The organism is Pseudomonas sp. CP-1 (genome assembly GCF_021213715.1).
GTDB classification, from domain to species: Bacteria; Pseudomonadota; Gammaproteobacteria; order Pseudomonadales; family Pseudomonadaceae; genus Pseudomonas; species Pseudomonas aeruginosa.
This window is the reverse complement of sequence record NZ_JAJQKY010000005.1, coordinates 146,995-172,123: the sequence shown is the minus strand read 5'-3', so window position 1 is coordinate 172,123 and position 25,129 is coordinate 146,995. Positions and strand designations below refer to the sequence as shown.

Genomic DNA, 25,129 nt, shown 5'->3' with positions numbered 1-25,129 from the left:
CAGGAATTCATTAATCTTCGCGGCCGCAGCGGGCAGGCCGCCTGGCGCCCGACCCCATCCGGCTTCCGGCGGCCTCCCGCGGCCCTTGTCCTTTCTTCGCCAGACGAAGCCGGTATGCGCAAGACATAACTTGTCACAATCGCCTGCCCATCATGTGCCGGTCATCCCCAGCGCGGACCCGCACCATGACCTCCGATGTCCTTCCCGCCGACGCCGTCGCCAGTGCCGCCGGCAACGCGCACAAGCCCCATCTCGAGCAACGTCCCGGCCGCCTCACCGCCCTCGTATTCTTCGCCGTGCTCGCCACCGGACTGCTGTTCAGCGCCTACAGCCTGATGCAGGACGTCGATGACGTCGGTTCCACGATCACCACCTGGACGCCCTTCCTGCTGCTCGGCGTGGCCCTGCTGATCGCCCTCGGCTTCGAGTTCGTCAACGGCTTCCACGACACCGCCAACGCGGTGGCCACGGTGATCTACACCCACTCGCTGCCGCCGCACTTCGCGGTGGTCTGGTCGGGTTGCTTCAACTTTCTCGGCGTATTGCTCTCCAGCGGCGCGGTGGCCTTCGGCATCATCGCCCTGCTGCCGGTGGAACTGATCCTGCAGGTCGGTTCCTCGGCCGGCTTCGCCATGGTCTTCGCCCTGCTGATCGCCGCCATCCTGTGGAACCTCGGGACCTGGTGGCTGGGCCTGCCGGCGTCGTCCTCGCACACCCTGATCGGCTCGATCATCGGCGTCGGCGTGGCCAACGCGCTGATGCACGGGCGCGATGGCACCAGCGGGGTGGACTGGGGCCAGGCGACCAAGGTCGGCTACTCCCTGCTGCTCTCGCCGCTGATCGGCTTCGCCTGCGCCGCCCTGTTGCTCCTGGCGCTGCGCCTGCTGGTGAAGAACCGCGCGCTGTACAAGGCGCCGAAGGGCAAGGCGCCGCCGCCCTGGTGGATCCGCGGCCTGCTGATCCTGACCTGTACCGGGGTGTCCTTCGCCCACGGCTCCAACGACGGACAGAAAGGCATGGGCCTGATCATGCTGATCCTGGTCGGCACCCTGCCGATGGCCTACGCCCTGAACCGCACCATGCCGGCGGACCAGGCGGTGCAGTTCGCCGCCGTCGCCGAGGTCACCCAGCAAGCGCTGGTGAAGAGCGCGCCGCAACCGGCGCCGGCCGATCCGCGCCAGGTACTCTCCGACTACGTGCGCAGCAAGCAGGCATCGCCTGAGCTGATCCCGGCGCTGGCCGCCCTGACCGGCTCGATCGGCCAGGAAGTGAAAGGCTATGGCGCGTTCTCGCGGGTACCGGCGGAAGCCATGGGCAACGTGCGCAACGACATGTACCTGACCTCCGAGGCGATCCGCCTGATGGACAAGGACGGCGTCGGCCGCTTCGACGCCGACACCCGCGGCAAGTTGCAGGCGTTCAAGCGGAAGATCGACGATGCCACCAAGTTCATCCCGCTATGGGTGAAGATCGCCGTGGCCATCGCCCTCGGCCTGGGCACCATGGTCGGCTGGAAACGCATCGTGGTGACGGTCGGCGAGAAGATCGGCAAGACCCACCTGACCTACGCCCAGGGCGCCTCGGCGGAAACCGTGGCGATGCTGACCATTGGCGCGGCGGACCTGTATGGCTTGCCGGTCTCCACCACCCATGTGCTGTCTTCCGGGGTGGCCGGGACCATGGCGGCGAACGGTTCGGGACTACAGTGGAAGACCATCCGCAACCTGCTGATGGCCTGGGTGCTGACGCTGCCGGCGGCGATCCTGCTCTCGGCCTCGCTCTACTGGCTGCTTACCCGGCTGTTCTGAAACACGGCGGCCGGCATGGGTGCCGGCCGCTCGTCGCGCCGCTCAGGGCAGGACTTCGTCTTCCTTGAACTGGTCCTTGATGTAGGTGATCTCGGTCTTGCCGTGGGGCGCCGGCAGGCCGTCCGGGCCGAGGTTGACGAAGACCATCTTGTCGATGGTGAGGATGCTCTTGCGGGTGATCTTGTTGCGCACGTGGCAGGTCATGGTCAGCGAGGTACGACCGAAGTCGGTGGCGGTGATGCCCAGCTCGATGATGTCGCCCTGGCGCGCCGAGCTGACGAAGTTGATCTCGGAAATGTACTTGGTGACCACGCGCTGGTTGCCCAGCTGGATGATCGCGTAGATCGCCGCTTCTTCATCGATCCAGCGCAGCAGGCTGCCGCCGAACAGGGTGCCGTTGGGGTTGAGATCTTCTGGCTTGACCCACTTGCGGGTGTGGAAATTCATGTGAACTCCTGGTGTGGTGCTCCGCGGCCGCCATCCTGGCCGTCGTGGAGGATGCCCGGCGGTATCGCCGCCGCGGCTCCGCGGGACCCGGCGGATCGGCCCGGTCCCGGGGCGGCGCGTCCTGCCTGCGCCGCCCGATGTTCCTGCGCGTTCAGCCCAGCCCGTTGGCCTCGCGGTACTGCCTGGCCTCTTCCACCAGCCAGTCGCGGAAGGCATTGAGCATCGCCGATTCGACCCTGCGCTCGGGAATGATCAGGTAATACGCATTCTCGCTCAAATAGGCATGTTGCATGGGCACGATAAGCCTTCCGTCGGCCAGCTCGTCCTGGATCAGGAAGGGCGGTATCAGGGCCACGCCCATGCCGTGCATGGCCGCCTGGGCAAGCATGGAGAACAGCTCGTAGCGCGGCCCGCTCATGTCGTGGGCGACGTTCAGTCCCTGGGAGTGAAACCACTGGCGCCAAGCGTAGGGCCGGGTGCTCTGCTGCATCAGCGGCAGCCCGGCGACCTGCTCGGCGCTCAGCGTTCGACGCCCGCCCAGCAGCTCCGGGCTGCACACCGGCACCGGATTCTCGCGCATCAGGAAATGCGAGACGGTACCCGACCAGTCGGCGTCGCCGAAGTACAGCGCGGCGTCGAACTCGGTGTCGGCGAAGAGGAACGGGCGGGTGCGGTTGGTCAGGTTGATCGTGACCTCCGGGTGCAGCCGCTGGAAGCGCTTGAGCCGCGGCAACAGCCATTGGGTGCCGAAGGTCGGCACCACCGCCAGTTCGATCGCGCCGCCGCCCTGGTGCCCCATCACCGCCAGGGTGTCGCGCTCCACCGCGTCGAGGCGTACCGCCACCCGCCGGCTATAGGACAGCCCGGCCTCGGTGAGCTTGACCCCGCGCCGCGAGCGACGGAACAGCTCGACACCGAGGAACTCCTCGAGCGTGGCGATCTGCCGGCAGATCGCGCTCTGGGTCAGGGACAACTCCTCCGCCGCCTTGGTGAAGCTCTCGTGGCGCGCGGCGGACTCGAAGCTGACCAGCGCGGCGGTGGAAGGGATCTTGCGTCGCATGGAGGACTCTGGAGTGCCGGTTTCGCATCTATGACGCCCAGGTCACGATTCCTCGCGCCTCTTCAAGGGCATGAAATACGAGACTCATTTTCTCGGAGTGAGAAAATAGCACAAGTGCGTGCGAATTCCTCGTTTGCCGCCCCATTCGCTAGGCTCTTAGGATGCTTCCATTCCGGCTGGCCCACGCCAGCCTCCGCTACCGCTTGACGAGGATGTACGCATGGCCACCAAAGCTAGCTTCAACTGGGAAGACCCCCTGCTGCTGGACCAGCAGCTCACCGAAGAAGAGCGCATGGTTCGCGACAGCGCCCAGCAGTTCGCCCAAGACAAGCTGGCCCCGCGCGTGCTCGAAGCCTTCCGCCACGAACAGACCGACCCGAAGATCTTCCGCGAGATGGGCGAGACCGGCCTGCTCGGCGCGACCATTCCCGAAGCCTACGGCGGCAGCGGCCTCAACTACGTCTGCTATGGCCTGATCGCTCGCGAAGTCGAGCGCGTCGACTCCGGCTATCGCTCGATGATGAGCGTGCAGTCCTCGCTGGTAATGGTGCCGATCCATGAGTTCGGCAACGAAGCCACCCGGCAGAAGTACCTGCCCAAGCTGGCCAGTGGCGAATACATCGGCTGCTTCGGCCTGACCGAGCCGAACCACGGTTCCGACCCGGGCTCGATGGTCACCCGGGCGAAGAAGGTCGACGGCGGCTATCGCCTGAGCGGCAGCAAGATGTGGATCACCAACAGCCCGATCGCCGACGTCTTCGTGGTCTGGGCCAAGGACGACGAAGGGCAGATCCGCGGTTTCGTCCTCGAGAAGGGCTGGGAAGGCCTGAGCGCCCCGGCGATCCATGGCAAGGTCGGCCTGCGCGCCTCGATCACCGGCGAGATCGTGATGGACAACGTATTCGTTCCGGAAGAGAACGCCTTCCCCGAGGTGCGCGGCCTGCGCGGTCCGTTCACCTGCCTGAACTCGGCGCGCTACGGCATCTCCTGGGGCGCCCTGGGCGCCGCCGAATTCTGCTGGCACACCGCCCGCCAGTACGTGCTCGACCGCCAGCAGTTCGGCCGCCCGCTGGCCGCCAACCAACTGATCCAGAAGAAGCTGGCCGACATGCAGACCGAGATCACCCTGGCCCTGCAAGGCTGCCTGCGCCTGGGGCGGATGAAGGACGAAGGCACCGCGGCGGTGGAAATCACCTCGATCATGAAGCGCAACAGCTGCGGCAAGGCCCTCGACATCGCCCGCCTGGCCCGCGACATGCTGGGCGGCAACGGCATCTCCGACGAATTCGGCATCGCCCGCCACCTGGTCAACCTGGAAGTGGTGAACACCTACGAGGGCACCCACGATGTCCACGCGCTGATCCTCGGCCGCGCGCAGACCGGCATCCAGGCATTCTTCTGAGCCACCGAGCAACACCCCGGCGCGCTTTTTCACGGTAGCGCGCCGGCCGCCGGGGAGACGGGCAAGGAACCCGTCTTCCCGGCCATTTCCGTTTCCAGCCCCCAGCAGCGAGAACCGTCATGCCCGGCGCCCTTTCCCATATCCGCGTACTCGACCTGTCCCGTGTCCTGGCCGGCCCTTGGGCCGGGCAGATTCTCGCCGACCTCGGCGCCGAGGTGATCAAGATCGAGCGCCCCGGCAGCGGCGACGACACCCGCGCCTGGGGCCCGCCGTTCCTCAAGGATGCCGAAGGCAACGACACCAGCGAGGCGGCCTACTACCTGTCGGCCAACCGCAACAAGAAGTCGGTGACGGTGGACTTCACCCAGCCGGAAGGCCAGCGCATCGTTCGCGAATTGGCGGCCAAGGCCGACATCCTGCTGGAGAACTTCAAGGTCGGCGGGCTCAAGGCCTATGGCCTCGACTATGAATCGCTGAAGCAGGTCAACCCGAAGCTGATCTACTGTTCGATCACCGGCTTCGGCCAGTCCGGACCCTATGCCAAGCGCGCCGGCTATGACTTCATGATCCAGGGCCTGGGCGGCCTGATGAGCCTCACCGGGCGCGCCGACAACGAGGAAGGCGCCGGTCCGGTGAAGGTCGGCGTGGCGCTGACCGATATCCTCACCGGGCTGTACTCCTCCACCGCGGTGCTCGCCGCCCTCGCCCACCGCGACGTCAGCGGCATCGGCCAGCACATCGACATGGCCCTGCTCGACGTGCAGGTCGCCTGCCTGGCCAACCAGACCCTCAACTACCTGACCACCGGCGTGCCGCCGCGGCGCCTGGGCAACGCGCACCCGAACATCGTGCCGTACCAGGACTTCCCCACCGCCGACGGCGACATGATCCTCACGGTCGGCAACGACAGCCAGTTCCGCAAGTTCGCCGAACTGGCAGACCACCCGGAATGGGCCGACGACCCGCGCTTCGCCACCAACAAGGCGCGGGTGGCCAACCGCGAGGTGCTGATCCCGCTGATCCGCCAGGCCACGGTGCTGCACACCACCGCCGAGTGGATTCTTTCCCTGGAGCGCGCCGGCGTGCCCTGCGGGCCGATCAACGACCTGGCGCAGGTGTTCGCCGACCCGCAGGTGCAGGCCCGCGGCCTGCGCGTGGAGCTACCGCACCCGCTGGCCGGGACGGTGCCGCAGGTGGCCAGCCCGATTCGCCTGTCCGAGACGCCGGTGGAATACCGCAACCCGCCGCCCACCCTCGGCCAGCACACCGACGAGGTCCTCGAGACGCTCCTCGGCCTGGACGCGGCCGCGCTGGAAAGACTGCGCGACGGCAAGGTGATCTGAGCCCCGCGCGCCGCCCCAGCGACGCATCGGCGGACAACGCCCCACCGTACCCCGCGCAGCACCACGTAGGGCGCATAACCGCAACGCGGTTATCCGCCGCCCAGCCGCGCATCGGCGGATAACGCCCCTGGCGTTATTCGCCCTACCGTACCCTGCGCAGAACCGCCACGTAGGGCGGATAACCGCAACGCGGGTAACCGCCGGCCCAGCCGCGCATCGGCGGATAACGCCCCTGGCGTTATTCGCCCTACCGTACCCTGCGCAGAACCGCCACGTAGGGCGGATAACCGCAACGCGGTTATCCGCCGGCCCAGCCGCGCATCGGCGGATAACGCCCCTGGCGTTATTCGCCCTACCGTACCCTGCGCAGAACCGCCACGTAGGGCGGATAACCGCAACGCGGTTATCCGCCGGCCCAGCCGCGCATCGGCGGATAACGCCCCTGGCGTTATTCGCCCTACCGACCCCGTGTAGAAGGCGGTCGATGCCGGCGCCTCGATGGAAGCGCCACTCAGGCCGCCAGGCGGCCGCCGGCGATCGCCTCGGAGGCCTTGAGCATGGCCCGCAACAGCACCGCGCAACCGGCGGCCAGGTCGTCGGGGCTGGCGTTCTCGATCTCGTTGTGGCTGATGCCGTTCTCGCAGGGCACGAAGATCATCCCCGCCGGACCGAGTTCGGCGAGGAAGATCGCGTCGTGGCCGGCGCCGCTGACGATGTCCATCTGCGGCATGCCCAGCGCCTGCGCCGCCTCGCGCACCGCGCCGACGCATCCCTGGTCGAAGTACAGCGGCGGGAAATCGGCGGTCGGCACCAGCTCGTATTGCAAGCCATGCGTCTCGCAGGTCGCGGCGATCACCTGGCGGACTTCGGCGATCATCGAGTCCAGGCGCTCCGGTTGCAGATGGCGGAAGTCCAGGGTCATCTTCACTTCGCCGGGTATCACGTTGCGCGAGCCGGGATAGGCGTGCAGGCAGCCGACCGTGCCGCAAGCATGCGGCTGATGGCCGAGGGCCGCGCGATTGACCGCCTCGACCACCGCCGCGGCACCGACCAGGGCGTCCTTGCGCAGGTGCATCGGCGTTGGCCCGGCGTGTGCCTCGACGCCGCGCAGGGACAGGTCGAACCATTTCTGCCCGAGCGCGCCGAGCACCACGCCGATGGTCTTCTCCTCGTCCTCGAGGATCGGCCCCTGTTCGATGTGCGCCTCGAAATAGGCGCCCACCGGATGTCCGAGGCAATCGCGCGCTCCCGCGTAGCCGATGGCGTCCAGCGCCTCGCCTACGCTGACACCGTCGGCATCGCGCTTGGCCAGGGTCTCCTCCAGGGTGAACTTCCCGGCGAATACGCCCGAGCCCATCATGCAGGGCGCGAAGCGCGAGCCTTCCTCGTTGGTCCACACCACCACCTCCAGCGGCGCCTCGGTTTCCACCCCGAGGTCGTTGAGGGTGCGGATCACCTCGAGGCCGGCCATCACCCCGAAGCAGCCGTCGAACTTGCCACCGGTGGGCTGGGTGTCGATGTGGCTACCGGTCATCACCGGGGGCAAGTCCGGGTTACGCCCGGGACGACGGGCGAAGATGTTGCCGACCCGATCGACGCTGACCGTGCAGCCGGCCGCTTCGCACCATTGCACGAAGAGATCGCGGGCCTGGCGGTCGAGATCGCTCAGGGCCAGGCGGCAGACCCCACCCTTGGCGGTGGCGCCGAGGCGGGCGAGATCCATCAGCGATTGCCAGAGGCGCTGGCCATCGATGTGTCGCTGGGTGGATTGCAGGACGTTCCGGGCAGTGCTCATTGTCGTCTCCTCAGGCTTGGAGTAGGTGTCGGCGGCTCGCCGGCCGCCTGTATGCCCATCAGGGCAGCGGTTTGGCCAATGCCGCCGGGCTCCGCGCGCGGCGGCCGCAGAGGCCGTAGTAGAGCGCGCCGCCGAGCAGCGAGCCGGTGAACCAGCCGTAGTCGTAGAACCAGTGGAATTGGCGGTTGCCGAGGGCCATGACGGTCAGCGCCACCGGCACCGCGAAGGCGGCGAAGCCGGGCCAGTTCCAGGCCGGGTAGACGTCGTCGCGGTAGAGTCCGGCGAGGTCGAGGCGTTGCCTGCGCACCAGGAAGTAGTCCACCACCATGATCCCCGCGATCGGCCCGAGCAGGCTGGAGTAGCCGAGCAGCCAGTTGGAGTAGACGCTTTCCAGGCTGAGGTCGGAAACGATCCAGCCGAGCTTCTTCAGCAACTCGTGGGCCATCAGCGCCAGGCCGATGAAACCGGTGAGCCAGACGGCGCGGGTGCGGCCGATGAGTTTCGGTGCGATGTTCTGGAAGTCGTTGGTCGGCGAGACGATGTTCGCCGCGGTGTTGGTCGAGAGGGTGGCGACGATGATCAGCGCCATCGCCACCGCCACCCAGCCGGGGCTGGGGATGTGGCCGATTAGGCTGACCGGGTCGGAAACCGTCTCGCCCACCAGCGAGGCCGAGGCGGCGGTCATCACCACGCCGAGGGCGGCGAACAGGAACATGGTCAGCGGCAGGCCGAAGATCTGCCCGAGTATCTGGTCCTTCTGGCTACGCGCATAGCGGCTGAAGTCGGGGATGTTCAGCGACAGCGTGGCCCAGAAGCCGACCATCGCCGTCAGCCCGGCCATGAAGTAGCCGGTGACGCTGGCGCCTTCCGGCCGCTTCGGCGGCTGCGCCAGCAGTTCACTGACCGATATGTGCGGCAGCGCCCACACCAGCAGGCCGAGGCCGACCAGCACCAGCAGCGGTGCCGAGAGTGTCTCCAGCCATTTGATCGACTCCGCGCCGCGCAGCACCACCCACAGGTTCAGCCCCCAGAACAGGAGGAAACCGATCACCTCGCCGGTGCCGCCGAGGGCCTTCCAGGCGGGAAAGATCGAACCGAGGAAGAGATGGATCGCCAGCCCGCCGAACAGCGTCTGGATGCCGAACCAGCCGCACGCGACCACGGCGCGGATCAGGCATGGCACGTTGGAGCCGATGATGCCGAACGAAGCGCGCAGCAGCACCGGGAAGGGAATGCCGTAGCGGGTGCCGGCGAAGGCATTGAGGGTCAGCGGGATCAGCACCACCAGGTTGGCCAGCAGGATCGCCAGCAGCGCTTCGCCGACGCTGAGGCCGAAGTAGGCGGTGAGGACGCCGCCGAGGGTGTAGGTGGGCACGCAGATGGACATGCCGATCCACAGCGCGGTGATGTGCCACCTGTTCCAGGTACGCTGTTCCACCCGGGTCGGGGCGATGTCGTGGTTGTAGCGGGGACTGTCGAGTACGTCGCTGCCGGCGGACAGCTCGACCAAGCCGTCGCGCTCGGTCACTTCCGATCTGCTCTGTTGCATGGGCCTCTCCAGAATTCTTTTAGTTATTCGCTCATCGGGCTAATGCGATGGCCGGAGTACCGCACCACCAGTACTGCACCTCCGGTCCGGACAATGCCGTGGCGGGCGGCACTCAATAAGCGTGCCGAAAACCCCGCGACGTCACTGGGCAGGCCGGTCTACTGGAGGTAACCGACTGATCTGAAACACTTCATCGACAACGTCGGTGACACGCCGACGGGCAGTCCGGCGTGTCACCGGGGGAAATGCGCGAGCCTGTCGCCCCGGTCAGGAACCAAAGGAGTGCAGGCGAACTTTTTTCATCTCCCCACAACCGCTCGAACACGGCTTTCAAGCGGCTGATTTTGCATGGGAAATCTCGACCTTTTTGAATTCTTGTCAAGCGCGTCAAAATGGTGAGAACCCTCACCATTTTGGTGATATTTATTTTTAATTATTTAAAATCAACAATTTACAAACTAAAACAACCATTTGAAAATAATCTTGCTCAATCGATGATCAGCATCTAGATTCGAATCCTGTCATCGCTGACAGGATTACAGAAGCCCTCGGCGCATGGCGAAAAAACAATTTCAAGAACCGGCAACGACCGGTCAGCCTGCGAGGAAAGACGGCATGTCCCTGTTGATCCGTGGCGCCACCGTGGTTACTCACGAAGAGAGTTATCGAGCCGACGTGCTCTGTGCCAACGGCCTCATCCAGGCCATCGGCGAGAACCTCGCCCCCCCCTCCGGCTGCGACGTCCTCGACGGCGGTGGCCAGTACCTGATGCCGGGCGGCATCGACCCCCATACCCACATGCAGTTGCCCTTCATGGGCACGGTGGCCAGCGAGGACTTCTTCAGCGGCACCGCGGCCGGGCTGGCCGGAGGGACCACCTCGATCATCGACTTCGTCATCCCCAACCCGCGACAGTCACTGCTGGAGGCCTTCCACACCTGGCGCGGCTGGGCGCAGAAATCCGCTGCGGACTACGGCTTCCACGTCGCCATCACCTGGTGGAGCGACGAGGTCGCCCGGGAAATGGGCGAGCTGGTGGCACAGCACGGGGTGAACAGCTTCAAGCACTTCATGGCCTACAAGAACGCCATCATGGCCGCCGACGATACCCTGGTGGCCAGCTTCGAGCGCTGCCTGGAGCTGGGCGCGGTGCCGACGGTGCACGCGGAGAACGGCGAACTGGTCTTCCACCTGCAGCAGAAACTCCTCGCCCAGGGCCTCACCGGCCCCGAGGCGCATCCGCTGTCGCGTCCGCCGCAAGTCGAGGGCGAGGCCGCCAGCCGCGCCATCCGCATCGCCGAGACGCTGGGTACGCCGCTGTACCTGGTGCATATTTCCAGCCGCGAGGCGCTGGACGAGATCGCCTATGCCCGCGCCAAGGGCCAGCCGGTCTACGGCGAGGTGCTGGCCGGGCACCTGCTGCTCGACGACAGCGTCTACCGCCACCCGGACTGGGCCACCGCGGCCGGCTACGTGATGAGCCCGCCGTTCCGTCCCGTCGAACACCAGGAAGCGCTGTGGCGCGGCCTGCAGTCCGGCAACCTGCATACCACCGCCACCGACCACTGCTGCTTCTGCGCCGAGCAGAAGGCCATGGGCCGCGACGACTTCAGCAAGATTCCCAATGGCACGGCCGGCATCGAGGACCGCATGGCGTTACTGTGGGACGCCGGGGTCAACAGCGGGCGCCTGTCGATGCACGAGTTCGTCGCGCTGACCTCCACCAACACCGCGAAGATCTTCAACCTGTTCCCGCGCAAGGGCGCGATCCGCGTCGGCGCGGATGCCGACCTGGTGCTCTGGGACCCGCAGGGCAGCCGCACCCTCTCGGCCGCCACCCACCACCAGCGGGTCGATTTCAACATCTTCGAAGGTCGCACCGTGCGCGGCATTCCCAGCCACACCATCAGCCAGGGCAAGCTGCTCTGGGCCGCCGGCGACCTGCGCGCCGAACCCGGCGCCGGACGCTACGTGGAGCGCCCGGCCTACCCGTCGGTGTACGAAGTGCTCGGCCGCCGCGCCGAACGCCAGCGCCCGGTCGCCGTCGAGCGCTGATCCTTCCCGCAATACCGGACCGGCCCGTAGAGGCCGGACGGTGCCGTATTGCCGTTGACTGCCCCGAGAAGAAACCAGAAGAGAGGCTACAACCGTGATCGATTCCCTGAACCACCTCCCCCGTCCGGACGCCGGCGCGGACACGCTCGCCGAGCGCTTCGCCGACCTCGCGCCGCCGCTCAACGCCCGCCAGGCCGCCCTGGAAAGCGCCCGCTGCCTGTACTGCTACGACGCGCCCTGCGTCAACGCCTGCCCGACCGAGATCGACATCCCCGGGTTCATCCGCAGCATCGCCCAGGAGAATGTCCAGGGCGCGGCGCAGAAGATCCTCTCGGCGAACATCCTCGGCGGCAGCTGCGCCCGCGTCTGCCCCACGGAAATCCTCTGCCAGCGGGCCTGCGTACGCAACAACGCCCAGGAATGCGCACCGGTGCTGATCGGCCAGTTGCAACGCTACGCCCTCGACCACGCTGGCTTCGGCGAACATCCGTTCAAGCGCTCGCCGGCCACCGGCAAGCGCATCGCCGTGGTCGGCGCCGGGCCGGCCGGGCTGTCCTGCGCCCACCGCCTGGCCATGCACGGCCACGACGTGGTGCTCTTCGAGGCCCGCGCCAAGGCCGGCGGCCTCAACGAGTACGGCATCGCCCGCTACAAGCTGGTGGACGACTTCGCCCGGCGCGAAGTGGAATTCCTCCTGCAGATCGGCGGTATCGAACTGCGCCACGGCCAGCGTCTCGGCGACAACCTGGCGCTCGGCGCCCTGCACGACGAGTACGACGCGGTGTTCCTCGGCATCGGCCTGGCCGCCAGCAAGCGCCTCGGCCTGGAAGACGAGGACGCCCCCGGCCTGCTCGCCGCCACCGACTACATCCGCGAACTGCGGCAGAGCGACGACCTGCTCGACCTGCCCGTCGCCGACCGTTGCATCGTCATCGGCGCCGGCAACACCGCCATCGACATGGCGGTGCAGATGAGCCGGCTCGGCGCCCGCGACGTCAACCTGGTCTACCGCCGTGGCTTCGAGGAAATGGGCGCCACCGGCCATGAGCAGGAGATCGCCAAGGCCAGCCAGGTGCGCCTGCTGACCTGGGCCCGACCGGAACGGGTACTGCTTGACGAGCACGGCCGGGTGCGCGGCATGCGCTTCGCCCGCACGCGCCTGGAGAACGGTCGCCTGGGCGACACCGGCGAGCACTTCGAACTGGCCGCCGACGCCATCTTCAAGGCTATCGGCCAGGCCTTCGAAGGCGCCAGCCTGGGCGATCCGCTGGCAGCGCAACTGCGGCGCGACGGCGAGCGCATCCAGGTCGACGGACAGATGCGCACCAGCATCCCCGGCATCTACGCCGGCGGCGACTGCGTGGCGCTCGGCGAGGACCTCACCGTGCAGGCGGTGCAGCACGGCAAACTGGCGGCGGAAGCGATCCACGCCCAACTCATGCTCAACGTGGAGGCTGCGTGATGGCCGACCTGTCTATCGAATTCGCCGGCATCAAGTCGCCCAACCCCTTCTGGCTGGCCTCCGCGCCGCCCACCGACAAGGCCTACAACGTGGTCCGCGCCTACCAGGCGGGCTGGGGCGGGGTGGTCTGGAAGACCCTCGGCGAAGACCCCGCGGCGGTCAACGTGTCGTCGCGTTATTCCGCGCACTTCGGACCGAACCGCCAGGTGCAGGGGATCAACAACATCGAGCTGATCACCGACCGCTCGCTGGAGATCAACCTGCGCGAGATCGCCCAGGTGAAGAAGGACTGGCCGGACCGCGCGCTGATCGTGTCGCTGATGGTGCCCTGCGTCGAGGAGTCGTGGAAATACATCCTGCCGCTGGTGGAAGCCACCGGCGCCGACGGCATCGAGCTGAACTTCGGTTGTCCCCACGGCATGCCCGAGCGCGGCATGGGCGCGGCGGTGGGCCAGGTACCGGAGTACGTGGAGATGGTCACCCGCTGGTGCAAGACCCACTGCTCGCTGCCGGTGATCGTCAAGCTCACCCCCAACATCACCGACATCCGCCAGTCGGCGCGCGCCGCCCATCGCGGCGGCGCCGACGCGGTGTCGCTGATCAACACCATCAACTCGATCACCAGCGTCGACCTGGAGCGCATGGTCGCCCTCCCCGTGGTCGGCACCCAGAGCACCCACGGCGGCTACTGCGGCTCGGCGGTGAAGCCGATCGCCCTGAACATGGTCGCCGAGATCGCCCGCGACCCGCAGACCCGCGGCCTGCCGATCTGCGGCATCGGCGGTATCGGCAACTGGCGCGACGCAGCGGAATTCGTCGCGCTCGGCTGCGGCGCGGTGCAGGTATGCACGGCGGCGATGCTGCACGGCTTCCGTATCGTCGAGGACATGCAGGACGGTCTCGCGCGCTGGATGGACAGCCATGGCTACCAGCGGCTGTCCGACTTCAGCGGCGGCGCGGTGGGCAATACCACCGACTGGAAGTACCTGGACATCAACTACCAGGTGATCGCCCGCATCGACCAGGACGCCTGCATCGGTTGCGGCCGCTGCCATATCGCCTGCGAGGACACCTCGCACCAGGCCATCGCCAGCCTGCCCCGGGCCGACGGTACGCACCGCTACGAAGTGATCGACGCCGAGTGCGTGGGCTGCAACCTGTGCCAGATCACCTGTCCGGTGGAGAACTGCATCGAAATGGTGCCGCAGGACACCGGCAAGCCCTATCTCAACTGGACCCAGGATCCGCGCAACCCCTACCGCGAAGCCTCCTGAACGCAGGGCGGCGCCCGCATCCCCGGCGGACGCCGCCCTGCCGCGCGCCGGCACGCTTCCTGCGTGCCGCTGCGGTCCGACGACGCGCAACGGCGTCTGTCGGATCGACCCGCCTTCGACTACCATTCGCCGCGGCCCGGCCGACGCTCCCGGACGGCCGGCGCCCCACGGAGACTCGCGCATGTCCGCAGACAGCAACTACAGCCAGCAACCGGTCCCGCTGGCGGCGCGCAAGAGCGCGCTGGCCCTGAGCGTGGTGATGCTCGGCCTGACCTTCTTTTCCGCCAGCATGTGGACCGGCGGCACCCTCGGCACCGGCCTGAGCTACGACGACTTCTTCCTCGCCGTGCTGCTGGGCAACCTGATGCTCGGCCTGTACACCGCGATCCTCGGCTTCATCGGCGCGCGCACCGGCCTTTCCACCCACCTGCTGGCGCATTACTCGTTCGGCAGCAAGGGCTCCTGGCTGCCCTCGGCGCTGCTCGGCGGCACCCAGGTCGGCTGGTTCGGCGTCGGCGTAGCGATGTTCGCCATCCCGGTGGCCAAGGCCACCGGCCTCGACGTCAACCTGCTGATCCTGGTCTCCGGGGCGCTGATGACCCTCACGGTGTTCTTCGGCATCGCCGGTCTGACCCTGCTGTCGGCCATCGCGGTCCCGGCGATCGTCGTCCTCGGCAGCTACTCGGTGTGGCTCGCGGTGCGCGACGCCGGCGGCCTGGCGGCGCTGCAGCAGGTGACGCCGAGCGCGCCGCTGAGCCTCTCGACCGCGATCGCCTTGGTGGTCGGCTCGTTCGTCAGCGCCGGCACCCTCACCGCCGACTTCGTCCGCTTCGGCCGCAGCGCGCGTACCGCCGTGGTGGTGTGCCTGGTGGCGTTCTTCCTCGGCAACTCGCTGATGTTCATCTTCGGCGCGGCCGGCGCGGCGGCGGTGGGCAAGTCGGACATCTCCGACGTGATGATCGCCCAGGGCCTGCTGATCCCGGCGATCCTGGTCCTCGGCCTGAACATCTGGACCACCAACGACAACGCGCTGTATGCCTCCGGCCTCGGCTTCGCCAACATCACCGGCCTCTCCAGCCGCTTCCTGGCGATGCTCAACGGCGCCCTCGGCACCCTCGCCGCGCTCTGGCTGTACAACCACTTCGTCGGCTGGCTGACCTTCCTCTCCGCCGCCATCCCGCCCATCGGCGGGGTGATCATCGCCGACTACCTGAGTCGCCGCCGGCGCTACCGCCAGCACCCCTGCGCGGACATCCAGGCGATCAACTGGGCGGCGATCCTCGCCGTCGCCTGCGGCACCGCCGCCGGCCACTGGCTGCCGGGGATAGTGCCGGTCAACGCGGTGCTCGGCGCCGCCATCGCCTACCTGTTGCTCAATCCCCTGCTGAGCCGCAGCCCGAACAAACCAGAAGAGGTCCTCCATGCTGATTGACAACCTGCGCCTGCGCGGCCGCGAAGGTCTCTGGCAACTGCGTGTCGCCGATGGCCGTATCGCCGCCCTGGTGCCGATGGAACAGGCCGCCGACGACGCCGGCGAGCGCCTGGACGGCGCCGGCGGTCTTGCCGTGCCGCCGTTCATCGAGCCGCACATCCATCTCGACACCACCCAGACCGCCGGCCAGCCGGAGTGGAACCGCTCCGGCACGCTGTTCGAAGGCATCGAGCGCTGGGCCCAGCGCAAGGCCCTGCTCAGCCACGAGGACGTCAAGCAGCGCGCCTGGCAGACCCTGAAATGGCAGATCGCCAACGGCGTGCAGCACGTGCGCAGCCACGTCGACGTCTCCGACCCGACCCTCACCGCGCTCAAGGCCATGCTCGAGGTGCGCGGCGAAGTGGCGCCCTGGGTCGACCTGCAGATCGTCGCCTTCCCCCAGGAGGGCATTCTCTCCTACCCCAACGGCCTGGAACTGCTGGAGGAGTCGCTGCGCCTGGGAGCCGACGTGGTGGGGGCGATCCCGCATTTCGAATTCACCCGCGAGCTGGGCGTCGAGTCGCTGCACAAGGCCATCGACCTGGCCAAGCGCTACGACCTGCCGGTGGACGTGCATTGCGACGAGATCGACGACGAGCAGTCGCGCTTCCTCGAGACCCTGGCCATGCTCGCCCATCGCGACGGCCTCGGCGCACGGGTCACCGCCAGCCACACCACGGCGATGCACTCCTACAACGGCGCCTACACCTCGCGGCTGTTCCGCCTGCTGAAACTGTCGGGAATCAACTTCGTCGCCAACCCGCTGGTGAACATCCACCTGCAGGGTCGCTTCGACGACTACCCGAAGCGCCGCGGCATCACCCGGGTCAAGGAACTGCTCGGTGCCGGGATCAACACCTGCTTCGGCCACGACGACGTGTTCGACCCCTGGTACCCGCTGGGCACCGCGAACATGCTGCAGGTGCTGCACATGGGCCTGCACGTGACGCAGATGATGGGCTACGACGAGATCGACGGCGGCCTCGACCTGATCACCCGCAACAGCGCCCGCACCCTCGGCCTGCGGGAATACGGCATCGAGGTCGGCCATCCGGCCAACCTGCTGGTGCTGCCGGCCCGCGACGGCTTCGACGCGGTGCGCCGGCAGGTCCCGGTGCGCTACTCGATCCGCGGCGGACGGCTGCTCGCCGAGACGGTCCCGGCGCAGACCACGGTGTTCCTCGAACAGGCGGAAGCGGTGGACTTCACCCGCGCCAGCTGAGCCTTCGCCGGAGCCTTCTAGCGAAGGCTCCGCTGCTCAGGGCTCCAATCCGATTCCGCGCAGGACCACGCTGGTCACCGTCTGTACCGCCCTTTCGAACTGCATGTCGCTGAGCGGCTGGTGGCCGTTGAGCACCTCGACCTGGTAGCCGAAGTCGGCGTAGTGCTGGGTGGAGGCCCAGATCATGTAGAGCAGGCTGCTCGGTTCGATCGACAGGATGCGCTTTTCCTCGACCCACTGGCGGATCTTCGCCTCCTTCATCTTGGCCCATTCGTAGAGGCTGTCGTCGAGGGTGGCGCCGAGCAGCGGCGCGCCATGCATGATTTCGTTGGCCCAGACCTTGGAGCCATGCGGGCGGGTGCGCGAATGGTTCATCTTCGCGCGGATATAGCTGGTCAATACCACCCTTGGGTCATCGAACATCTCGAAGCAGAGGGCGTCCTGCTTCCAGACCTCGAGCAGGCCGAGGAGGACGTCGCGGTACAGCTCGTCCTTGGTGCTGAAGTAGTAGTGCAGGTTGGAGCGCGGCAGTTCGGCTTCTTCGGCGATATTGCCCATGGAGGTGCCGGCGTAGCCTTTTTCGGCGAAGACTTTTTCGGCGGCCAGGAGAATCTTCTCGACGTTGCGGCGGCGGATCTCGATCTTGTGTGTGCCCATGTGCGATCCATTACTGCGAATTCAACCAAGGCTACCAGCAAATCCGGGCGTGCGGCGACGCCCAGTCTTGCCAGGTAGCCCCTCTCAGCGACGCTTCGGACGGCGGCCGCGCAGGCGACGCCAGCCGATCCAGCAGCCGCTGGCGCAGACCACCAGGCCGCCGAGGCTGAAACCGAGCATCCACAGGTCCCACAGCGGACGCCGGGTCAGCAGCGGCAGCCAGTCCCAGCTATGCAACAGGGAAAACAGCCAGCGGCTGCCGCGCCGACCGTCGTCGAGCACGCCAACCACCGCGCCGCTGTAGGGATCCAGGTGCACCCAGGTATGCCGGGGATCGTCGAAACGCAGGCGCCAGACCGGCAGGCGCCGTTCCAGGTAGCCCATCATGCTGTGTTCTTCGCGCGGGTAGTAATAGAAGTCGTAGCGTTCCAACCGTTCGGCCTGCATCGGCACGCCCGGCAGCAGCGCGCGAGCCGCCGCCAGCAGGCGATCCGCGGGTAGCTCGCGGAGGATTTCGCCATCCGCCGTCAGCAGCAGGCTGTTGCCGCTGGCGCTGCGCCCGAGCGCATAGGGCTCGCCGTCGAGCGCCCGCCACTCCAGCTCGCGCACCCGCAACCCGGCGGCACGCAAGCGCCGCAGGACAGCGTCCGCCTCCAGTCCGGCGGGCAGCGCCCGGTCCCAGCTACCGCCCTGGTAGGCCGCGAGGTCGAGCGGCGTGCCGCGGCCGAACAGGTTCCACGGATTCATCGACATCAGCCCGCTGAAGATCCAGCTCAGCACCAGCGCGCCGAAGAGCAGGCCGGCGAGGTGGTGCCAGCGCTGGAAACCGCCCGCATAGGGCGAGCGCGAGCCGCTGCGGTAGGGCTTGCGGAAGCGCCAGCGGAGCAGGCCGACGAGGATGCCGAGGACGGTCACCAGGGTCGCCAGCAGCGACAGGCCGATCACCAGGTTCGCCCACTGCCCGTCGAACCAGCCGCCGCGCAGCGGATAGAGCCAGTGCAACCAGGCGCCGAGCCAGTTCCAGGCGCGCTCCCGGCGGCTGGCGTCGCGTACCACCTCGCCGGTCTGCGAGGACAGGTAGAGCAGCCGGCCCTGCTCGTCCGCGGTCTGCACCCGCCATAGCGGCCGGTGCGGATCGAGGTTGCGGGTATGGGTCCAGGCGTCTTCCTCGATCCGCCCTTGCAACTGCATCGGTACTTCGCCGCTGAAAGCACGGGCCGAAGCCAGCACCCTGTCCGCGTCCACCGCCAGCGGTCGGCCGTCGCGCGCCGCCAACGCACGCGTGCGTCCGTCGGCATCGTCCAGCAGGTAGGTCGGCAGGCCTCCTACGCTGGCCAGCCGGATGCTCCGCGGGGTCTTTCCATCGCCGCCGGCGAGGGCCGTCCGCAGCGGTACGCAGGCCTCGCAGCCGTCCAGCTCGGGCAGGTGGGCCAGGCGTTCCAGCGGAGTCAGCTTGGGATAGCCGACATACAGCATGACCATGCCGGAGACGAACCAGAGCACCATCAGCAGGCAGCAGCCGATGCCCAGCCAGCGGTGCCACAGGTACAGGTAGCGTTTCATCGACGACTCCTCAGAAGCGCGTCTGCACGCTCAGCTCGAAGGTGCGCGGGTCGCCGACGTAGTACAGCGGCGTGCTCTGCACGAAGCGCGCGTAGACCTCGTCGGTGAGGTTGCGCACGCGCCCGGTGATCCGCGTGCGCTCGTCCAGCCGGTAGCTGAGGAAAGTCCCGTAGACCGTGTAGGACGGCACGTGCCAGGTGTTGGCGTTGTTGGCGTACACCGAGGACACGTAGCGCGCGTCCACCCCGCCCTGCCAGGCCGGGTCGAAGTCGTAGGTCAGCCACAGGTTGCCGACCCGCTCCGGCACGTTCGGCGGCGTCTTGCCCTTGCGCGAGACGGCGACGCCGCCGACGTTCTCGGTGAACTCGTCGTACTGCGCGTCGACCCAGGCGAAATTGCCCTCGGCCAGCAGCTTCGGGGTGATCCGCAGGGAGGCGGCGGCCTCGATGCCCCTGGAGGTCTGCTGGCCCACCGGCACGCTGAGGTTGGGGTTGTTCGGGTCGGCCACCGAGAAGTCCCGGCGGACGATGCGGTAGGCGGCCAGGGTGGCGCTGCCGCGACCGTCGAGGAAATCGAACTTGCTGCCCAGCTCCCACTGGTCGCCGGTGGACAGGTCGTAGTCGCGGACCTGGCCGAAGCTGGCGCTGGTCAGCACCCCGCCCGGCGGGTCGGCGGCGGTACTGTATTGCAGGTAGACGTTGGCGTGCGGGGTGAACTGGTAGACCAGCCCGGCGCGCCCGGTGAGCACGTCCCAGCGCCGTTCGAAGTGTGCAGGATCGCTGGCGGTCACCGTCCGATGGTTGCGCACGTCGAGGTCGAGGTGGTCGTAGCGCAGCCCGGTGACCAGCGACAGCTCGTCGGTCAGGCCCAGGCGGTTCTCGGCGAACAACGCGCTGGTGCGCACCTCGTTGCTGCGGTCCTTCCGGTGGCCGGGACGCATGCCCGGCAGGTCGTAGAAGTGGCCCGGCTCGAAACTGGCCGGATCGACCGTACCGAACGGCCCGGAGGCGGTACTCGGGAAGCGCGTCTGCTTGTTGATGCTGTAGTCGAAGCCCAGCGCCCAGTCGCTGGCCAGTCCGAACAGCGGCTGGCTGTGCTGTAGCTCGAAGCGGTTGCCGTTGAGCTGCTGGTCGTGGCGCTGGAGGAATGCGTTGGAGCGCACCACCCCGCTGTTGTCGGCGTTGTAGCGGTAGGTCTCGAGGTTGCGGTAATCGCGCTCGGCGTCGTAGTGGTAGAAGGTGTTGCGCCAGCGCGTGCTGTCGCTGACCCGGTATTCGAGGATCGAGCGCAGCCAGCGCACGCGCTGTTCGTAGCGGCCATCGGCGACGTTGTAGTTCTCGCGGCGACGGCTCTTGTCGATCTTCAGCTCGCCGGCGTAGGGATTGAGCACCGGTGTGCCCCAGTAGGGGCTGTCTTCCTGCTCGTCCTGGTACTCCAGGGCCAGGGTGTGGGAAAGGTCCGGGGTCAGGTCGCTGAGCAGGGAGAAAGCGACGTTCCACGATTCGCGCGAATTGCGGTCGACGTAGCCGTTGCCGCCGCTGCGGCTGACGTCCAGGCGCACGAAGTGCTTCGGCTCGGGGCCGATGCCCAGGGCCTGGTTGAAGCCGAAGGCGACTTCCGAATCGTCGTAGCTGCCGTAGCGCACCCGGCCTTCCATGAAATCGCCGTAGCGGTCGGCGAGCTTGCTGATGTAGTCCAGCGAGCCGCCGACGGCACCGGCGCCGTTGAGGAAGGAGGACGGACCGCCGACCAGCTCGACGCGGTCGACGATCCAGTCGTCCAGCGGACGCATGGCGCTGCTGTATTGCACCGGAATGCCGTTGAACAACTGGTTGACCTGGTTCGAGCTGAAGCCGCGGTAGGTGACGAAGCCGCCGAAGCCGGGCGGCGCCGAGGCGTTCACGCCGGGCAGGCTGTTGGCGATGTCCTGGGTGCTGCGCAGGCCGCGCCGCTCGAAGCTGGCACGGTTGGCCACGCTTACCGAGCCGGGAGTCTCGCGCAGGCTCAGGCCCAGGCGCGAGCCGCCGCCGGCGCTGTCGTCGAGATCGAGGGCCGGCGGGGTTTCCCCGGCGGCGCCGGCGCTGACGGTGAGGGCGGGCAGTTCGGTGGGTTCCTCATCGGCCCAGAGCAAGGCCGGAACGCCGGCCAGGGTGAGGTTGAGACCCAGCGCGAGGACGCGGCGGGCCGTGGAGTGCTTTTTCATCGAGCGATCCTGAAGCAAGGCATGGTGGGCACGCCCGCCTCGCCCGGATGGACAGCGGCGAGCGCTGCGCGGACGAGGCAGGACGGGCGACGGATGCAAATGCCCGGCGCGGCGGGCGTTCAGGATCAGGCGGGGGAAGCGCGCGGGTTGGCCGGCGGCCAGACGTACCGGGGCGGCACCGGCTCGCGCGTGGCGGGCGGGCGGAAACGCGCCTGGCGTCGCCGTTGCAAGCGCCAGGACCAGATCACCCCGAGCGCGACGAACAGCACCAGGGCGCTGCACATCGGGCAGCTCACCGGCAACTGGGGATTGACCGGTACCGGATCGCCGGCGGACCCGTCGTCGGGATCCAGGGATAGCCATTGGCTGGCACCGGCGACGCAGAACAGCCCGACGCTGGCCTTCTGCCCTTTGTCGCTGCCCACTCCCAGCGCCTGCAGGTGCAGGACGCCGCAAGCCAGCGCGTTGACCAGCACGCAGGCACAGAGGGCGAAGCTCAGCCACTGCAGCAGCGGTGAGCGGGAGATGGGAGCGATTCTCATGACCGCGCACTCTAGCATCCTGACACGCAAATTCCCCGCGCTTCTGCGCTGCGGTGCATCGCCGCAGCCCGAGGGCGCGACGCACGGCGACGAGCGGCGTATCAGGGGTGACTTGGGAGTTTCATGTGGCGCCGCTATAATCGCCCGCTCAGGCGGCCCTTTCGGGTCGCTCCCGCCTTCCGTTCGAGGGGCGCTGCAGCAGGCCTAGGCCTGTCAGGCTCGAACGGAGCGCGCTCTCAGGCCGGCCTCGCCGGTCTGTCAACGCACCAACGGCGCCCATTCGCAGACAACGAATGGAGAGTTACGCATGAGCGCTGTCATGACGCCCGCCGGTTTCACCGACTACAAGGTCGCCGACATCACCCTGGCCGCCTGGGGCCGCCGCGAGCTGATCATCGCCGAATCGGAAATGCCCGCACTGATGGGCCTGCGCCGCAAGTATGCCGGCCAGCAGCCGCTGAAAGGCGCGAAGATCCTCGGTTGCATCCACATGACCATCCAGACCGGCGTGCTGATCGAGACCCTGGTCGCGCTGGGCGCCGAAGTCCGCTGGTCGAGCTGCAACATCTTCTCCACCCAGGACCAGGCCGCCGCCGCTATCGCCGCCGCCGGCATCCCGGTGTTCGCCTGGAAGGGCGAGACCGAGGAAGAGTACGAATGGTGCATCGAGCAGACCATCCTCAAGGACGGCCAGCCCTGGGACGCCAACATGGTGCTGGACGACGGCGGTGACCTGACCGAGATCCTGCACAAGAAATACCCGCAGATGCTCGAGCGCATCCACGGCATCACCGAAGAGACCACCACCGGGGTCCACCGCCTGCTCGACATGCTCAAGAACGGCACCCTGAAAGTCCCGGCGATCAACGTCAACGACTCGGTGACCAAGAGCAAGAACGACAACAAGTACGGCTGCCGCCATAGCCTCAACGACGCCATCAAGCGCGGCACCGACCACCTGCTGTCGGGCAAGCAGGCCCTGGTGATCGGCTACGGCGACGTGGGCAAGGGCTCCTCGCAGTCGCTGCGCCAGGAAGGCATGATCGTCAAGGTCGCGGAAGTCGACCCGATCTGCGCCATGCAAGCCTGCATGGACGGCTTCGAAGTCGTCTCGCCGTACAAGAACGGCATCAACGACGGCACCGAGGCCAGCATCGACGCCGCGCTGCTGGGCAAGATCGACCTGATCGTCACCACCACCGGCAACGTCAACGTCTGCGACGCCAACATGCTCAAGGCGCTGAAGAAGCGCGCGGTGGTCTGCAACATCGGCCACTTCGACAACGAGATCGACACCGCCTTCATGCGCAAGAACTGGGCCTGGGAAGAGGTCAAGCCGCAGGTGCACAAGATCCACCGCACCGGCAAGGACGGTTTCGACGCGCACAACGACGACTACCTGATCCTTCTCGCTGAGGGCCGCCTGGTCAACCTGGGCAACGCCACCGGCCATCCGAGCCGGATCATGGACGGTTCCTTCGCCAACCAGGTGCTGGCGCAGATCCACCTGTTCGAGCAGAAGTACGCCGACCTGCCGGCCGCCGAGAAGGCCAAGCGCCTGAGCGTCGAAGTGCTGCCGAAGAAGCTCGACGAGGAAGTGGCCCTGGAGATGGTCAAGGGCTTCGGCGGCGTGGTCACCCAACTGACCCCGAAACAGGCCGAGTACATCGGCGTGAGCGTGGAAGGCCCGTTCAAGCCGGACACCTATCGCTACTAAGCGGACCACGGGGCAGGCGCCATGCGCCTGCCCCGTTCGCATGAGCGCTCCCACGATGTCCACGCACCTCGCCGATCGCTACAACCAGGCCTGGCTGTTCGCCGCCCGCGCCCACCGCAACCAGACCCTCAGCGGCTCGCCGCTGCCTTATCTGGTGCACCTGGGCATGGTCGCCAACGAGCTGCTGGCCGCCGATCGCGACGGTGCCATCGAACGGCTCGGGGAAACCCTGCAGATCGCGGTCCTGCACGACACCCTGGAAGACACGGCGACCTCACCCGAGGAGCTGCGGCAACAGTTCGGCGAGTTCGTCTGTGCCGGCGTGCAGGCCCTGAGCAAGCGCGTGGGCGACGGCCCCAAGCGTTCCCTCGACGACTATCTCCAGGCGCTTGCCGAGGGCCCGGCGCAGTACGCCCTGGTCAAGCTGTGCGACCGCATCACCAACCTGCAGCCACCGCCGCAGACCTGGAACCAGGACAAGATCGCGAACTACCACCAGGAGTCGCAGCTGATCCTCGCTCGCCTCGGCCATGCCCACGCCGCGACGGCCCGACGCCTGCGGGAAAAAATCGAGCACTACCGCCAGTACTACTGAAGTACCCGGCGCTAGTCGGAATCAACAAGAAGAGGCGCGGCCGTGGTCGCGTCCAAGGAACCGATCATGAGTCAGAGCGAACGCCGTTTCAGCTTCGAGTTCTTCCCGGCGAAGACCGAGGCCGGCCATGAAAAGCTGTTGGCCACCGCCCGCAACCTGGCGGGCTACAAGCCCGACTTCTTCTCCTGCACCTACGGCGCCGGCGGATCCACCCGCGACCGCACGTTGAGTACCGTGCTGCAACTGGACGGCGAGGTGAAAGTGCCGACCGCGCCCCACCTGTCCTGTGTCGGCGACTCGAAAGCCGAGTTGCGCGAACTGCTCGGCCGCTACCGCGAGGCCGGCATCCGCCGCATCGTCGCCCTGCGCGGCGACCTGCCGTCGGGCATGGGCATGGCCAGCGGCGAACTGCGCTACGCCAACGAACTGGTGGACTTCATCCGCACCGAGACCGGCGACCACTTCCACATCGAGGTCGCCGCCTATCCGGAAGTCCACCCCCAGGCGCGCAGCTTCGAGGATGACCTGGCGAACTTCGTGCGCAAGGTGAAGGCCGGCGCCAGCAGCGCCATCACCCAGTACTTCTTCAACGCCGATGCCTATTTCTACTTCGTCGAGCGGGTCGCCAAGCTCGGCGTGGACATCCCGGTGGTCCCCGGCATCATGCCGATCACCAACTACTCCAAGCTGGCGCGCTTCTCCGACGCCTGCGGCGCCGAACTGCCGCGCTGGATCCGCAAGCAACTGGAAGCCTACGGCGACGACAGCCGCAGCATCCAGGCCTTCGGCGAGCAGGTCATCAGCGAGATGTGCGAACGCCTGCTGGAGGGCGGCGCACCGGGACTGCATTTCTATACTTTGAACCAGGCCGATCCGAGCCTGGCGATCTGGAAGAATCTCCAGCTGCCACGCTGATACCGCCCACGCGGTTCGGCCCGGCAGCGTATACCGGCAGGGAAGCCTC

19 protein-coding genes and 1 riboswitch are annotated in these 25,129 nt (G+C 67.4%); of the genes, 11 read left to right on the top strand and 8 right to left on the bottom strand.

Annotated elements, in window-relative coordinates:
• Nucleotides 1-185 precede the first annotated feature (185 nt).
• On the top strand, nt 186-1,808 hold the full coding sequence (locus LT948_RS12530) for an inorganic phosphate transporter (RefSeq protein ID WP_019484385.1): 1,623 nt from the start codon (nt 186-188) through the stop codon (nt 1,806-1,808).
• A 42-nt stretch (nt 1,809-1,850) separates the two neighbouring features.
• On the opposite strand, the gene LT948_RS12525 is transcribed toward LT948_RS12530, so the two are convergent.
• A complete protein-coding gene (locus tag LT948_RS12525; RefSeq protein ID WP_003084686.1) occupies nt 1,851-2,255 on the bottom strand; it encodes an acyl-CoA thioesterase in 405 nt (134 codons plus the stop codon).
• A gap of 151 nt (nt 2,256-2,406) precedes the next feature.
• Nucleotides 2,407-3,315 (bottom strand): transcriptional regulator GcvA, encoded by a 909-nt coding sequence (gene gcvA, locus LT948_RS12520; RefSeq protein ID WP_003084684.1) that lies wholly within the window; start codon nt 3,313-3,315, stop codon nt 2,407-2,409.
• A 220-nt stretch (nt 3,316-3,535) separates the two neighbouring features.
• Here gcvA and LT948_RS12515 point away from each other — a divergent pair, with 220 nt between their 5' ends.
• Both LT948_RS12515 and LT948_RS12510 read left to right on the top strand, forming a co-directional pair.
• On the top strand, nt 3,536-4,717 hold the full coding sequence (locus LT948_RS12515; RefSeq protein WP_003084682.1) for an acyl-CoA dehydrogenase: 1,182 nt from the start codon (nt 3,536-3,538) through the stop codon (nt 4,715-4,717).
• 119 nt (nt 4,718-4,836) lie between these two features.
• The gene (locus LT948_RS12510) at nt 4,837-6,060 is read left to right on the top strand and encodes a CaiB/BaiF CoA transferase family protein (RefSeq protein ID WP_003084679.1); all 1,224 of its coding nucleotides are present in this window, start codon (nt 4,837-4,839) and stop codon (nt 6,058-6,060) included.
• Between the two features lie 511 nt (nt 6,061-6,571).
• On the opposite strand, the gene LT948_RS12505 is transcribed toward LT948_RS12510, so the two are convergent.
• Together LT948_RS12505 and LT948_RS12500 are read right to left on the bottom strand one after the other, a co-directional pair.
• On the bottom strand, nt 6,572-7,855 hold the full coding sequence (locus LT948_RS12505) for a Zn-dependent hydrolase (protein ID WP_019396478.1): 1,284 nt from the start codon (nt 7,853-7,855) through the stop codon (nt 6,572-6,574).
• Between the two features lie 58 nt (nt 7,856-7,913).
• The gene (locus LT948_RS12500; RefSeq protein ID WP_003084674.1) at nt 7,914-9,404 is read right to left on the bottom strand and encodes an NCS1 family nucleobase:cation symporter-1; all 1,491 of its coding nucleotides are present in this window, start codon (nt 9,402-9,404) and stop codon (nt 7,914-7,916) included.
• A 615-nt stretch (nt 9,405-10,019) separates the two neighbouring features.
• Between LT948_RS12500 and hydA the strand changes: the two genes are divergently transcribed.
• From hydA to LT948_RS12475, 5 genes are all read left to right on the top strand, one after another.
• Entirely contained in the window at nt 10,020-11,459 is a 1,440-nt protein-coding gene (hydA, locus tag LT948_RS12495) for a dihydropyrimidinase (RefSeq protein ID WP_023083905.1), read from the top strand.
• Nucleotides 11,460-11,553: 94 nt separating this feature from the next.
• Nucleotides 11,554-12,921: an NAD(P)-dependent oxidoreductase gene (locus LT948_RS12490; protein WP_003084667.1), complete on the top strand. Its 1,368-nt coding sequence runs from the start codon at nt 11,554-11,556 to the stop codon at nt 12,919-12,921.
• Nucleotides 12,918-14,195, top strand: coding sequence for an NAD-dependent dihydropyrimidine dehydrogenase subunit PreA (gene preA / locus LT948_RS12485; protein ID WP_019484388.1), 1,278 nt, complete (start codon nt 12,918-12,920; stop codon nt 14,193-14,195). The genes LT948_RS12490 and preA overlap by 4 nt, the downstream gene beginning before the upstream one ends.
• Nucleotides 14,196-14,376: 181 nt before the next feature.
• Nucleotides 14,377-15,627, top strand: a complete 1,251-nt coding sequence (codB, locus tag LT948_RS12480; RefSeq protein WP_003084659.1) for a cytosine permease — start codon at nt 14,377-14,379, stop codon at nt 15,625-15,627.
• Nucleotides 15,617-16,888 carry a cytosine deaminase gene (locus tag LT948_RS12475; RefSeq protein WP_003084657.1) on the top strand — a complete coding sequence of 424 codons (1,272 nt, stop codon included), beginning with the start codon at nt 15,617-15,619 and terminating at the stop codon, nt 16,886-16,888. The genes codB and LT948_RS12475 overlap by 11 nt, the downstream gene beginning before the upstream one ends.
• A gap of 36 nt (nt 16,889-16,924) precedes the next feature.
• On the opposite strand, the gene LT948_RS12470 is transcribed toward LT948_RS12475, so the two are convergent.
• From LT948_RS12470 to LT948_RS12455, 4 genes are all read right to left on the bottom strand, one after another.
• On the bottom strand, nt 16,925-17,545 hold the full coding sequence (locus LT948_RS12470) for a TetR/AcrR family transcriptional regulator (protein ID WP_003084655.1): 621 nt from the start codon (nt 17,543-17,545) through the stop codon (nt 16,925-16,927).
• Nucleotides 17,546-17,629: 84 nt separating this feature from the next.
• Nucleotides 17,630-19,108, bottom strand: a complete 1,479-nt coding sequence (locus tag LT948_RS12465) for a PepSY domain-containing protein (RefSeq protein WP_023097142.1) — start codon at nt 19,106-19,108, stop codon at nt 17,630-17,632.
• Nucleotides 19,109-19,118: 10 nt separating this feature from the next.
• Nucleotides 19,119-21,311: a TonB-dependent receptor gene (locus LT948_RS12460; RefSeq protein ID WP_003084649.1), complete on the bottom strand. Its 2,193-nt coding sequence runs from the start codon at nt 21,309-21,311 to the stop codon at nt 19,119-19,121.
• 125 nt (nt 21,312-21,436) lie between these two features.
• The gene (locus LT948_RS12455; RefSeq protein ID WP_003160904.1) at nt 21,437-21,853 is read right to left on the bottom strand and encodes a DUF2946 domain-containing protein; all 417 of its coding nucleotides are present in this window, start codon (nt 21,851-21,853) and stop codon (nt 21,437-21,439) included.
• 179 nt (nt 21,854-22,032) lie between these two features.
• A riboswitch (S-adenosyl-L-homocysteine riboswitch) is annotated at nt 22,033-22,138 on the top strand.
• Nucleotides 22,139-22,160: 22 nt separating this feature from the next.
• Here LT948_RS12455 and ahcY point away from each other — a divergent pair.
• From ahcY to metF, 3 genes are all read left to right on the top strand, one after another.
• Nucleotides 22,161-23,570: an adenosylhomocysteinase gene (gene ahcY, locus LT948_RS12450; protein ID WP_003099900.1), complete on the top strand. Its 1,410-nt coding sequence runs from the start codon at nt 22,161-22,163 to the stop codon at nt 23,568-23,570.
• A gap of 40 nt (nt 23,571-23,610) precedes the next feature.
• Nucleotides 23,611-24,165 (top strand): HD domain-containing protein, encoded by a 555-nt coding sequence (locus tag LT948_RS12445; protein WP_003118822.1) that lies wholly within the window; start codon nt 23,611-23,613, stop codon nt 24,163-24,165.
• 66 nt (nt 24,166-24,231) lie between these two features.
• Nucleotides 24,232-25,080 (top strand): methylenetetrahydrofolate reductase [NAD(P)H], encoded by an 849-nt coding sequence (metF, locus tag LT948_RS12440; RefSeq protein ID WP_003084639.1) that lies wholly within the window; start codon nt 24,232-24,234, stop codon nt 25,078-25,080.
• Nucleotides 25,081-25,129 lie beyond the last annotated feature (49 nt).